The following is a 13879-nucleotide window of genomic DNA, read 5'->3' as shown; positions in this document are numbered from 1 at the left end:
TTACGTTTAATTATAGGGGCTTACTTATGACTAATTCACAGGAAAACTCAGAACTTGACGGGATTGCAATTATTGGCATGGCCGGTCGCTTTCCCGGTGCTGCAAGTGTCGATGAATTGTGGCAAAATTTGTGCGGCGGAGTCGAGTCCACAACGCTGTTCAGCGACGCAGAACTAGACCCCAGTATTGACCCCAATCTCAGACAAGATCCGAATTACGTTAAAGCTAGAGGAATTATTGACGGGGCCGATCGCTTTGACGCAGCATTTTTCGGCGTGAGTCCCCGCGAAGCCGAAATTACCGACCCGCAGCAGCGCGTTTTTTTAGAAATAGCTTGGGCCGCCCTAGAAAATGCCGGCTGCGATCCGAATACTTTTAACGGTTCGATCGGAGTTTACGCCGGCACGGGCAACAATACCTATTTTCCCAACAACATCGCCGGACGATCGGACATAATTTCCCGCGCGGGCGAGTTTCAGGTAATGGTAGGAAATGAAAAAGACTACATCGCTACCCGCACTTCTTACAAACTCAATCTCAAAGGGCCCAGCGTCAGCGTCCATACCGCTTGCTCTACATCATTAGTTGCAGTTTGTCAAGCTTTTTATGCCTTAATGAGCTATCAATGCGATTTAGCTCTCGCTGGCGGAATTTCGATTACAGCTCCCCAAAATAGCGGTTATTTGTATCAAGAAGGGGGGATGTTTTCTAGCGACGGACATTGCAAACCATTCGATGCTAAGGCTGAAGGGACGGTGTTCGGCAACGCAGGCGGGGCTGTGGTACTGAAGCGTTTGGAAGAGGCGATCGCCGACAGAGATACAATTTATGCGGTAATTCGCGGCGTCGGTTTAAATAACGACGGGGCGGCCAAAGTCAGCTTTGCAGCGCCCAGCGTAGACGGCCAAGCAGACGCGATCGCGATGGCCCAGGCGATGGCCGGCGTAGATCCAGAAACGATATCCTACGTCGAAACCCACGGCACGGCAACTCCCCTCGGCGATCCGATCGAAATTGCAGCTTTGACTCAAGCTTTTGCACGCGAAACCTCAGCCAAACAATTTTGCGCGATCGGCTCCGTCAAAAGCAACTTCGGACACACGATCGCCGCCGCCGGAGTCACGGGGCTGATTAAAACAGCTTTAGCCCTCAAACACCAACAAATACCCGCCACTCTCCACTACGAAACACCGAATCCGGCGATCGACTTTGCCAACAGCCCCTTCTACGTCAACGCCGAACTTGCGGAATGGAAAGCAGGCACAACGCCCAGAAGAGCCGGAGTCAGTTCCTTTGGTGTCGGCGGTACCAACGCTCACGTTGTCATCGAAGAAGCGCCCGCGCTGGCACCGTCAAGTTCTTCTCGCCCGCGACAGTTACTGCTGCTGTCGGCAAAAACTCCATCTGCTTTAGACGCAGCTACCGCAAATTTGCGATCGCACCTCGCCCAAAACCCGGAGCTCGATCTCGCCGATGCTGCTTACACCCTGCAAGTCGGGCGGCAAGCCTTCAATTACCGCCGTTTCGCCGTTTGCAGCGATCGCGCCGATGCCGTGCAGCTACTCGAATCCCTGCCACCGCTGCGTACAGCAACCCGCTGCGCCGAAGCCAGAAATCCGGCGGTAATCTTCATGTTTCCCGGACAAGGCGCGCAATACGTCAATATGGGCTTGAATTTGTACGAATCTGAGCCTTTATTCCGCGAAACGGTCGATCGCTGCGCCGAAATTTTGCAGCCGCACCTCGGCCGAGATTTGCGCGAAGTGCTGTATCCCGGTAGCGATGAAGCGACAGCCGCCGAGTCGCTGCGCCAAACTTTCTTGACTCAGCCTGCAATATTTACCGTAGAGTACGCGCTGGCTCAACTGTGGCAGAGTTGGGGCGTAACTCCCCAAGGTGCGATCGGGCACAGCATCGGCGAATTTGTGGCGGCAACTATCGCCGGCGTGTTTTCCCTGGAAGATGCCTTGATGCTGGTGGCTGCGAGGGGGCGCTTGATGCAAGATTTGCCCGGTGGTTCGATGCTGTCGGTACGGTTGCCGGCGACGCAAGTCGAAGGGCGTTTGAGTGGGGATTTGGCAGTGGCTGCGGTGAATGCGCCGGATTTGTGCGTGGTTTCTGGGCCGACAGAGGCGATCGCACTTTTTGAACAGCAATTAACCAGCGAAAAGATTGTCTGCAAACACTTGCACACTTCCCACGCTTTCCATTCGCCGATGGTAGATTCGATCGTCGAACCTTTCGCCGAATACGTGAAAAAAGTGCAGTTGTCAGCGCCAACTATCCCCTTTGTTTCGACTGTAACTGCTAGTTGGATCACCGCAGAACAAGCAACAGATCCGATGTATTGGGCGCGGCATTTGCGGGCGACAGTGCGTTTTGCCGACGGCATCAAAGAACTTTGGCAAGATCCGAATCGCGTGCTTTTGGAAGTCGGGCCGAGAACAACGGCTGCTACTTTGGCTCGCAAACAATCGAAGGATTTGAAACAGCAAGTTGCTATTTCTTCTCTAACCGATAATCCAGATAACAACGCTGAATGGACTGCTTTGTTAAGCGCCGCCGGACAGCTTTGGCTTTGCGGAGTGTCGATCGACTGGCAGAGTTTTTATCAGGAGGAAACGCGCGATCGCATCCCCTTGCCAACTTATCCTTTTGAAAGCAAACGCTTCTGGATAGAACCCATGCGGAGAGAGGGGGAGACGGGGAGACGGGGAGAGGGGGAGAGTGGGAGAGGGGGAGACGGGGAGAATTCCCAACTCCCAATTCCCGATGCCCAATCCCCAATTCCCGATGCCCAATCCCCAATTCCCGATGCCCAACTAACAACTATCAACTCATTACCAATGTCAAATTCACAAATTGCAACCCAACAACCAGCTCGCAAAGAAAGACTAATTCCCAAAATCAAAAATATCTTAGAAGAAACTTCGGGTGAAGATTTAGGTAACGTCAGCGACGATCTCACCTTTTTAGAAATGGGTTTAGATTCTCTATCTTTGACTCAAGTAGCGCTGAACCTGCAAAAAGAATTTAAGGTTAAAATTACCTTCCGCCAGCTACTAGAAACTTTCCCCAGTCTCGAAACTTTATCTGAATTTATCGACGGATCTTTGCCGCCGGAAGTTTTGCCCGCACCAATTGCAGCACCAATTGCAGCACCAATTGCAGCACCAATTGCAGCACCAATTGCCGTACCCATTGCCGCACCAATTGCAGCACCAATGGCCGCACCAATCGCAGCCAGCGCCCCGGTAAATCTGCCCGCCCCGCAACCTCACCTCTTGCAACCCTTACAATCGAGCAACCTCGAATACTTGATCGGCCAGCAGTTGCAGATTATGTCGCGACACCTAGAATTGTTAGGTGGCGGTGTTCCCGCGCAGCCGGCACCGACAGCCATACCTCAAATGGTGCAGCCCCCCGCACCGACTCAAAATACCGCACCATCTAACGGTAGGGGCAGTGCCCCCGTGCCTGCCCCCGCACCTGCACCATCCACCGAACCCACCGCCGAACCCAAAAAAGTATTCGGCGCGGCCGCCCGCATCGATACATCCGATCGCGGTGCCTTAACTCCATCGCAAAAATCATATTTAGAAACATTTGTCAAGCGGTACACGGCGCGAACCCAAAAATCGAAACAGTACGCTCAGACTCACCGCCACCACCTCGCCGATCCGCGAGTAGTTTCGGGGTTTAACCGCACGATGAAAGAGTTGGTTTATCCAATTGTCACAGTGCGATCGTCCGGTTCCAAACTTTGGGATAAAGACGATAACGAATATGTCGATTTAACCAACGGTTTCGGGTCGAACTTTTTCGGATATTCAGCGCCATTTATCACAGAAGCGATCGCCGCCCAAATGCAATTAGGCTTTGAAATCGGGCCACAAACACCGCTAGCCGGGGAAGTCGCCGAGCTCGTGTGCGAAATGACCAAGCACGATCGTGCCGCCTTCTGCAACACCGGTTCCGAGGCAGTGTTGGGCGCAATGCGGCTGGCCCGCACCGTCACCGGCAAGAGTACGATCGTCACGTTTACCGGAGACTATCACGGAAATTTCGACGAAGTAATCGTGCGCGGCACCAAAAAACTGCGATCGCTCCCAGCAGCACCGGGAATTCCCCAATCCGCCGTTGACAATACCCTGATCCTCGACTACGGCGAACCCGAATCCCTGGAAATCCTCAAAGCGCGGGCGGGCGAGTTCGCAGCCATCATGGTAGAACCCGTACAAAGCCGCCGCCCCGACTGGCAACCGCGAGAATTCCTCCACGAAGTGCGACGAATTACCGAACAAGCCGGTTGCGCCTTCATTATGGACGAAGTGATTACCGGGTTCCGAGTCGCACCGGGCGGCGCTCAAGAATACTTCGGCGTACAAGCAGATATTGGTACCTACGGCAAAGTCGTCGGCGGGGGGATGCCAATTGGGGTAATTGCGGGCAAATCCGCCTGGATGGACGCATTAGATGGCGGATTTTGGCAATTCGGAGACGACTCTTTCCCCGAAGTAGGCGTTACTTATTTTGCCGGAACTTTTGTGCGCCACCCGCTGACATTAGCAGCCGCCAAAGCATCCCTCGAATATTTGAAACGGGGCGGGCCTTCATTGCAGCGCGATCTCAATGCCAAAACCGACAAATTAGTTGCAGAATTGAACGCCATGTTCGATCGCCAGCAAGCACCTTTCACGGTTAAAAACTTTGGTTCCCTGTTCAAAATCACCTACCCCCAAGAGTTTACTCACGGAGAATTGCTCTTCTACTCGCTGCGAGAAAAAGGAATTCACATTTGGGATCACCGCCCTTGTTTTCTGACGCTAGCGCATTCCGACGCAGACATTGCTTTTGTTAAAGAAGCATTTAAGCAAAGTATTGCCGAATTGCAGTCAGCCGGATTTTTTCCCGGTGGATCTGGGGAAACTGTGAGGGCGATCGAATTCCACAATCACAGTAATATTAATGGAGGAAAATCATCAACTGCTTTCGCCCAAAATGCTCCCATAGCAGGTGCAAAATTAGGGCGAGATCCTAACGGTAATCCCGCTTGGTACGTAGCAGATCCAGAGCGCCCCGGCAAACATTTACAAGTAGGAGAAAGCTTTTCATGAGACCTAAAAACTGATTAAACCACAGAGAACGCAGAGCAAACAGAGAAAAAGGAGAGAAATTCATCATGACAATGCTCCCGAAATTAATACTCCTGCTATCCTCTCCCTCCTCCCTCTGCGCCCTCTGCGCCCTCTGCGGTTAAAAAACATTATCTAGACACTTATTTTACCGTTAAGTAATATACCATGAAAACAACCACAGATATACCAAAACTAACTGCTGTAGACTTCGATCCCTTCGCCCTGGGAGAACTTTTTGCTTGCGTACCCCCCACGGAAGCGCAGAAAGAAATCTGGATTGCCGTGCAAATGGGAAATGAGGCAAATTGTGCTTACAACGAATCGATGTGTTTACGATTGCAAGGAAACCTCGATCTTGAATCTCTGCGATTTTCCATTCAGGAATTAGTGCAGCGACACGATACGCTGCGGGCAACATTTAGCCCTGACGGATCGACTCTTTGCGTTGCTGCGTCGATCGCCCTCGATATTCCAATGATCGACTTGTCCGTTTTGGAAGAGCGCGATCGCGAATCGAAATTAGCTTATTTGCGCCACGAAGAAGTCTATCGCCCATTCAACCTAGTCCGCGGGCCGCTTTTTCGCAGTCAAATTATTAAGCTACAAGAACAGGAACACATCGTTATTATCACCTGTCACCACATTATTTGTGATGGCTGGTCTTGGGGCATATTATTGCCCGATTTGGGAGCAATTTACTCTGCCAAAAAGCAAGGATTAGCCGCCAATCTTCCCCATCCAGAAAGTTTTACAGAATACGCAATCTTACAAGAAGCACAGTCAACAAGCACCGAAGTTATTGATGCAGAAAACTATTGGTTAAAACATTTTTCTGACACAAGTCCGGTGGTGGATTTGCCTACAGACAGACCGCGGCCAGCTTTGAGAACTTACAATGCTTCGCGGGAAGATTGGGAACTCAATCCCGATTTAGTTGCTAACCTCAAACGCCTGGGGAAAAAAGCAGGTTGCAGTTTTTTTACAACTCTCTTTGCTGGTTTTGAAGCATTTATGTACCGCTTGTCCGGTCAAGAGGATTTGATTGTCGGGATGCCGTCAGCCGGACAGTTGTTTGGCGGGCAAGAAAAACTTGCCGGACACTGCGTCAGCTTGTTGCCGATCCGCAGCCAAATTAACGGTGAGCAATCTTTTATCGATTATTTACGATCGCGCCGGAAAGCGATTTTAGATGCCTGCGACAGGCAGCAAATAACCTTCGGAACCCTGGTCAAAAAACTAGCCTTAGCCAGAGATTTAAGCCGCATTCCGCTAGTTCCGGTAACTTTCAATCTGGATGTACAGCTTACGGAATCACAACTTAATTTTCCAGATTTTAAAGCTGAAGCTTTCTCAAATCCCAGAACTTGCGAAAATTTTGAATTGGCGGTGAATGCTAGCGAAACCAAAGAAAAATTGGTGCTGGAATGCCAGTACAATACCAATTTGTTTGATGCCGACACCGTGCGCCGTCACCTAGCAGAATTCGAGCAATTATTACTCAGTATCGTTGCCGATCCTACGCAACCTTTATGGCAATTGCCCCTGTTGCCAGCAGCAGAACAGCAATTGCTAACTACCTGGAACAATACACAGAAACCATATCCCGAAAACCAATGCCTTCACCAGTTATTTGAAGCGCAAGTAGAACGCACTCCAGAAGCAGTGGCACTGGTATTTGGTACCGGGCGGCTGACTTATCGGGAGTTAAATACCAAGGCCAATCAACTAGCACACTATTTACAAAAATTGGGAGTTGGGCCAGATGTTTTAGTGGGTATCTGTCTGGAACGTTCTCTGGATCTGATTGTCGCACTATTCGGAATTCTCAAAGCCGGTGGTGCTTATGTACCTTTAGACCCAGCATATCCTCAAGAACGCATTGAGTTTATGCTCTCGGATGCCCAAGTGGCAGTGCTGCTGACTCAGGAGAAATTGTTGGCAGAACTTCCTAAATCGGATGCTCATCCAGTCTGTCTGGACAAAGATGGGAATGCGATCGCAGATCAGAAATCAGAAAACCCGATCGATCACTGTTCGCCCGCCAATTTAGTCTACATTCTTTATACCAGTGGCTCAACAGGCAGACCCAAAGGAGTAGCGATCGAACACCACAGTCCAGTTGCTCTAGTAGATTGGGCGCAAACAGTCTTTACACCAGAACAATTGACCGGCGTTTTAGCTTCTACCTCGATCTGCTTTGATCTCTCAGTCTTCGAGATATTTCTGCCACTGAGTTGTGGTGGCAAAGTCATCCTCGCTGAAAATGCTTTGCACCTACCCACTTTACCTGCGGCTGGGGAAGTTACGCTGATTAATACAGTACCGACGGCGATCGCAGAATTGCTGAAAATGGGTATCCCAAAACAAGTTAACACCGTCAATCTCGCCGGCGAACCCCTCAGCAATCAACTGGCCCAGCAGCTTTACCAGCAAAACATCCAGTACGTCTTTAATCTCTACGGGCCTTCGGAAGACACCACCTACTCGACTTATGCCTTAGTCGAAATCGGCACCAATAAATCTCCTGCCATCGGCAAACCTATTGCTAATACCCAAATTTACATTCTCGATAGTCATTTGCAACAGGTTCCTATTGGTAGCAGTGGCGAAATCTACATCAGTGGTGCTGGGTTAGCCAGATGTTATCTCAATCGCCCTGATTTGACTGCCGAAAAATTTATTCCTAATCCGATTGGTGAAAAATTTCACACTACCAATCGAGTTTACAAAACAGGCGATTTAGGTCGCTATTTGCCTGACGGGAATATTGAGTACATTGGACGTATTGACAATCAAGTAAAAATTCGTGGCTTCCGCATAGAATTGGGTGAAATTGAAGCAGTGCTGGCAGATCAGCAGCTAGTCAAAACTGTGGCAGTGATTGCTAGAGAAGACCGCCCAGGCGATCGGCGACTTGTTGCTTATTTGGTGCTGAATCAAACTAATGTTAATAATGACGAAAAACAGGCTTTTGTGCAGTCGTGGCGCAATGCGGTTCAGCAGAAATTGCCAGAATATATGATGCCTGCGGCTTTTGTGATTCTGGAGTCGATGCCCCTGACGCCGAATGGCAAAGTAGACCGCCGCGCTTTGCCCGCAGCACCCTCTACTTTAGAAACAGAAACAGAAAGCAGTTTTGTGGCACCGAGCAATTCTGTAGAAGAGGCGATCGCTAGCATTTGGTGCGAAGTTATGGGGATTGAGCGCATTGGCATTCACCAAAATTTCTTTGAATTAGGCGGACACTCACTAATGGCAGGACAGATCGTCTTCCGCCTCGGCAATCAGTTGTCGGTAGATTTGTCACTCCGCACTTTATTTCTAGCCCCAACCATAGCAGGTTTAGCCACAGAAGTTAGCAAACAGTTAAGGGGTTCAGATTCTGAGGAAACTTCATCGCCTTTACCATCGGTTGTCCGACGGCAGGAATTTCCTCTGTCTTTTGCTCAACAGAGAATGTGGTTCCTACACCAACTGGATCCGGAAAGTGGTTTGTATAATATACCCATCGCTCTGTACCTGGTCGGACCGCTTCAGATAGCTACCCTGGAGCAAAGTTTAATGGAAATAGTGCGCCGTCATGAGAGTCTCCGCACGACTTTTCCTTCTGTGGATGGTGATCCTGTGCAACTGATCGCTCCCACTCTCACAGTAACTTTGTCGGTAATAGATTTGCAGGCACTACCGATAGTTAAGCAGGATGCTGAAGTGCAGCGGTTAGCGCTAGCAGAAGCTAATTATACTTTTGACCTGACACAGTTACCTTTGGTGCGATCGACTCTACTGCAACTGGGCCCAGAATCTCATGTCTTGTTGGTGACATTCCACCACATTGTGTTTGACGGTTGGTCAATTGGGGTGTTGATGCAAGAGTTAAGCACACTCTACATTGCTTGGAGTACAGGTCAACCTTCTCCCTTACCGGAACTGCCCCTCCAATATGCCGACTTCGCTTGCTGGCAGCGTCAGTGGGCGACGGAAAGTGTAATGGAAACTCAACTTCGCTACTGGAAGCAACAGTTGTCAGGATGTCCGGCGCTGTTGCAGCTTCCCACTGACCGACCGCGCCCTTCTGTGCAAAGGTTCCGAGGTCGCACTGAACTGTTTCAGGTCAATCCCGAACTGGCTGGGCGATTGAACATTTTGAGTCAGCAATCAGGGGCGACTCTGTTTATGACGCTGTTATCAGTTTTCGCAATTTTATTGTCACGCTACAGCGGTCAGGAAAATGTTGTGATTGGTTCCCCCATTGCGAACCGCACTCGCGGTGATATTGAATCGTTGATTGGGTTTTTTGTGAATACTTTGGCATTGCGGATTGATGTGTCGGGGAATCCTACCTTTGCAGAATTGATTGAGCGAGTGCGGGACGTGGCTTTAGATGCTTATACTTATCAAGATTTGCCTTTTGAGCGAGTTGTGGCCCAATTGCAACCCGACAGGAATGCCAGTTATCATCCTCTGTTCCAGGTAATGTTTGTTTTGCAAAATGCTCCGACGGAACAATTGCAGTTGCCGGGTGTGGTTGTGACTGCTTTGGAGATTGAGACTGTGACGTCGAAGTTTGATTTGCTTCTGTCGTTGGAAGAGGGCGCGGCGGGTCTCAAGGGGTTGCTGGAATATAATACGGATTTGTTTGATACCCCAACCATGACTCGGATGGTGGGACATTTTCAAATTTTACTGGAGGCTCTTGCTACCAATCCACGGCGGCGAATTTCGGAGTTGCCTTTGCTGTCAGCAGCGGAGCAACAGCAGTTGCTAGTGGATTGGAATCACACGGACACAAATTATCCTCAAGATGCTTGTATACATGAGTTATTTGAGGCTCAAGCAGAGCAAACTCCTGATGCTGTAGCCTTAGTTTTTGGCGAACAACAGTTAACTTACCAACAGCTAAATTGTCGGGCCAATCAACTCGCCCATTACTTGCAAACTTTGGGGGCTGGGCCGGAAGTTTTAATCGGTGTTTGTTTCGATCGCTCTTTGGACGCGATCGTCTCGCTTTTAGCTGTTCTCAAAGCCGGCTCTGCTTACTTGCCTTTAGATCCAGCCTATCCCCAAGACCGTCTGGAATTCATGCTGTCAGATGCCGCCCTATCGGTGCTGTTAACTCAACAGCATTTAACAGAAAAGCTGCCCGATACTGAAGCAAAAATAGTTTGTTTGGAGCAGGTGCGGGAGGAAATAAACGCACAAAGTGAGGACAATCTTGCCCATCTCGCGCAGGCGGAAAATCTGGCTTATGTCATGTATACTTCCGGTTCCACAGGCAAACCAAAAGGCGTTTGCGTAGTCCACCGTGGGGTAGTGCGGTTAGTTAAAAACACCGATTATGCGAGCTTCAGCGCCGCCGAAGTCTTCCTGCAACTGGCTCCGATTTCCTTTGACGCTTCGACGCTGGAAATTTGGGGGGCGCTGCTTAACGGGGCGCAACTGGTTGTCTTTCCCCCAGGAACTCCATCTTTAGCAGAGCTGGGAGAGGCGATCGGTTTATATAAAGTGACAATTTTGTGGCTGACCGCCGGACTGTTTCACTTGATGGTAGACGAGCGGATTGAGGATTTAAAGGGCTTACGTCTACTGTTGGCTGGCGGCGATGTTTTATCTGTTACCCACGTCCAGAAATTGCTGAGAGAGGCTCCAAACTGCCAATTAATTAACGGTTACGGGCCGACAGAAAATACGACTTTTACTTGCTGTTTTGCGATCGCCCGTGACAGTCAAATTAGCAATTCGGTGCCGATCGGCAGACCGATCGCCAATACTCAAGTTTACATACTCGATCGCCATTTGCAGCCAGTGCCGATCGGCGTTCCGGGCGAGTTGTATGCAGGCGGTGCAGGCTTAGCCAGAGGCTACCTCAACCACCCGGATTTAACAGCCGAAAGATTCATTCCAAATCCTTTGATCGCCAACCAAGAAGATGGATGGAAAAATGCCGAAGAGCGATCGGTTTCAAGCCTTCTTCCTTCTGCAAATCACCTTTACAAAACAGGGGATTTAGCCCGCTATCTGCCCGATGGTAACATCGAGTATTTGGGACGCATTGACAATCAAGTAAAGATTCGCGGCTTCCGCATTGAAATAGGAGAAATTGAGGCCGTACTGGCTGGACATTTAGATGTGAGTCAAGTGTCTGTGGCAGTTCAGTTAGATGCTTCAGGGAATAAATGTCTCGCAGCTTATGTAGTCCCAGGCCCAGGCAAAATTCTCGCCGCCAATACCCTGCGGAGTTTCCTGCAAAAAAGACTGCCAGACTACATGATACCCGCTGGGTTTGTGTTCCTCGACGCTTTGCCCTTGAACCCCAACGGCAAAGTTGACCGCCACGCTTTGGCAAGTCAAAAGTGGCAATCTGCCAGCGTTGCACCCGATCAAACAATTGCTGTTGCCCCCCGGGACAAATTAGAACTCCAAGTGAAGCAAATTTGGGAACAAGTTTTAGGGATCAATTCAGTTGGCATCCGGGACAATTTCTTCGAGATAGGAGGGCATTCGCTGTTAGCAGCGCGTTTGTTAGCTGAAGTTGAAAAAGTATTCGGCAAAAAACTGCCACTATCTGCAATTTTCCAATCGCCAACAGTCGAACAATTGGCTGATATTCTCCGCGAACCGGAATGGTCGTCTCCCTCTCCGTCAATGGTAGTGATTCAACCGGGAACAGGGAGTTACAAACCTCCTCTTTTCTGCATTCACGTACTCGGTAGGGGATTGGAATTTTACCGTCCTTTACTGAATCATTTGGAGCAATCGCAGGCTATTTTGGGACTGTCTACCCAGATTATGGATGAAAATCTGGCTCCCCCAAATCGAGTTGAGGAATTGGCAGCTTATTACATCAAAGAAATGCAAGTTTTCCAGCCGCACGGGCCTTATTTTATGTTAGGAGTATCTTTTGGTGGGACAGTAGCTTTTGAGATAGCTAGGCAACTTGATGCCAAAGGTGAAAAGGTAGCTTTGCTGGGATTGTTGGATACCTACGGCCCGGATGCTTTTAAAAATTTGCCTCAAGTAAAGCGCGGTCAACGGGCGATGAAAGTTTTACACATGACTCCCGGTGTATTTCTGCGAAAAACTCAGAGCAATCTGGCGGGAAAAGTCGAAAGTATTACTAATCAAATATGGAGGATTTCTTCTAAGTTTTACCAAGCGATCGGCCGTCCCTTGCCGATCGAGCTGGAAAACTTCACTCATCGAGAACTCAATGAAGAGGCATTGAGACACTATGTAGCAGGAGTTTACTCGGGTGGAGCGACTATCTTCAAAGCGGTTGAGAGTGCCATCTTGTTTGATGCCGATCCCGCATTGGGTTGGGGCGAGGTAGTTGCTGGAGGAATAGAGATTCACGAGATCCCTAGCGACCACCTTGGGATGTTAAAAGAACCTCACGTTCGGATACTGGGGGAAAAATTGCAGGCTGCGGTCGATCGGGCTCAAGGTTAACGTTGGACAATTGACAGTTGATAGTTCACAGCAAAAACTCCGATCTAATTTTCGCTGTGAACTATCAACTATCAAATCGTTTCTGGTTGCATCGGAATGATTTAACCACAGAGGGCGCTGAGAACACAGAGGAAGATTAGAGAGAGATGAATACAGGACTATTAAGCGCGGATTTTATATGACTCGATTTTACAATTCCGATGCTACCGGATTTGATATTAATTGTTGAAATCCCCATCCTAAAAACTCGCTGTCAACTGTCAACTTTCAACTGTCAACTGTTTAACCTTCCAAGGCCGCCAAAAGACACAGCAATAAAGCCTCCGTCCACTCGACTACAGCACCGTAAGTATCCCCCGTGTGGCCGCCCAAACGGTGGTTAAACCAGGCTCCGGCAAAAATTCCGATCGCACTTCCGCCCAAAGCCATCCCCACTGCCAACAGCCACTGATCGCCCGACAAGACAACTTGCAGCACGCTCAAACTCAGCAGCAACAGCACTCCTGGGATAAAATCAAACGGAGAATAAATCGATTCTTTGTGAAAAGCTCCCTTACCCTCCGGGCGGAGATAGGGATAGCGGGCGATCGCCACCAGTTGGCCCCACCTCCCCCAACCCGCCACACCCATCAAAGCCAGCCACCGATAGTGATTCAAGTCCGAAAGAGCCGCAGTTTTCAGCAGGACGATCGCGATCGCAGCCATCGCCCCAAAAGCCCCTGTAACGCTATCCCGCATCACTTCCAGCCTGCGTACCGGGTCGGGGACAGCCAGCCCGTCCGCCGCGTCCATTGCTCCATCTAGGTGCAGCCCGCCAGTGATGGCAATGCCCAAAACTACCACCAAGGCCGATCGAGTCAGGGCAGGCATACCCAACAACTGCAACCCAAGATCTGCCAGTCCCAGCATCCCGCCAATCAAAAGCCCGATCGCCGGAGCCAAGCGAGCAATGCCCCGAAACTCCAAAGTCCAAGACATCGGCACCGGCAAACAAGTATAAAACGCGACTGCGGCTGCAATGGCAGCGCCTTGATTCCGGAAAAAGTCGATCGTAGAGCGAACCAATTTATCATCCACCATAAGATAGAAAATTTTTCATCTGATATGCAGTTGTCAATCCCTTAGCGTGTGCCAGAATTGGAGCTGTAACACCCTAGTTTTTTGGATCGGGCATTCCTCCTGTCCGAGATATTTTCCCCGGAAAACCTCTGCCGGCAGCGCTCCCGAAGCTCCGTATCTAAAATGACTAAACTGAAGATCCGCGTTTCCCTTCCCAAGAATTCTAGCTAACTCCC

The 13879-nt window shown here is 49.8% G+C and carries 3 protein-coding genes; 2 read left to right on the top strand and 1 reads right to left on the bottom strand.

Annotation, left to right across the window (positions count from 1 at the left end; all coding sequences use genetic code 11):
* The first annotated feature begins 26 nt into the window (after positions 1 to 26).
* On the top strand, positions 27 to 5117 hold the full coding sequence (locus QUA58_RS02325; RefSeq protein WP_333392881.1) for an aminotransferase class III-fold pyridoxal phosphate-dependent enzyme: 5091 nt from the start codon (positions 27 to 29) through the stop codon (positions 5115 to 5117).
* A gap of 186 nt (positions 5118 to 5303) precedes the next feature.
* Positions 5304 to 12584: an amino acid adenylation domain-containing protein gene (locus tag QUA58_RS02320; RefSeq protein WP_333392880.1), complete on the top strand. Its 7281-nt coding sequence runs from the start codon at positions 5304 to 5306 to the stop codon at positions 12582 to 12584.
* 282 nt (positions 12585 to 12866) lie between these two features.
* Here the strand turns inward: QUA58_RS02320 and cobS are convergent, their stop codons facing one another.
* The gene (gene cobS, locus QUA58_RS02315; protein ID WP_333250179.1) at positions 12867 to 13664 is read right to left on the bottom strand and encodes an adenosylcobinamide-GDP ribazoletransferase; all 798 of its coding nucleotides are present in this window, start codon (positions 13662 to 13664) and stop codon (positions 12867 to 12869) included.
* Positions 13665 to 13879: the final 215 nt, after the last annotated feature.

This window comes from Microcoleus sp. N9_A1 (assembly GCF_036701795.1).
In the GTDB taxonomy this organism is placed as follows: domain Bacteria; phylum Cyanobacteriota; class Cyanobacteriia; order Cyanobacteriales; family Microcoleaceae; genus Microcoleus.
This window is presented reverse-complemented; position numbering and strand designations above follow the sequence as displayed.

Bases quoted from the DNA above. Each gene is read 5' to 3' on its own strand.
- QUA58_RS02325 (WP_333392881.1), top strand. From the start codon at position 27: ATGACTAATTCACAGGAAAACTCAGAACTTGACGGGATTGCAATTATT.
- QUA58_RS02320 (WP_333392880.1), top strand. From the start codon at position 5,304: ATGAAAACAACCACAGATATACCAAAACTAACTGCTGTAGACTTCGAT.
- cobS (WP_333250179.1), bottom strand. From the start codon at position 13,664: ATGGTGGATGATAAATTGGTTCGCTCTACGATCGACTTTTTCCGGAAT.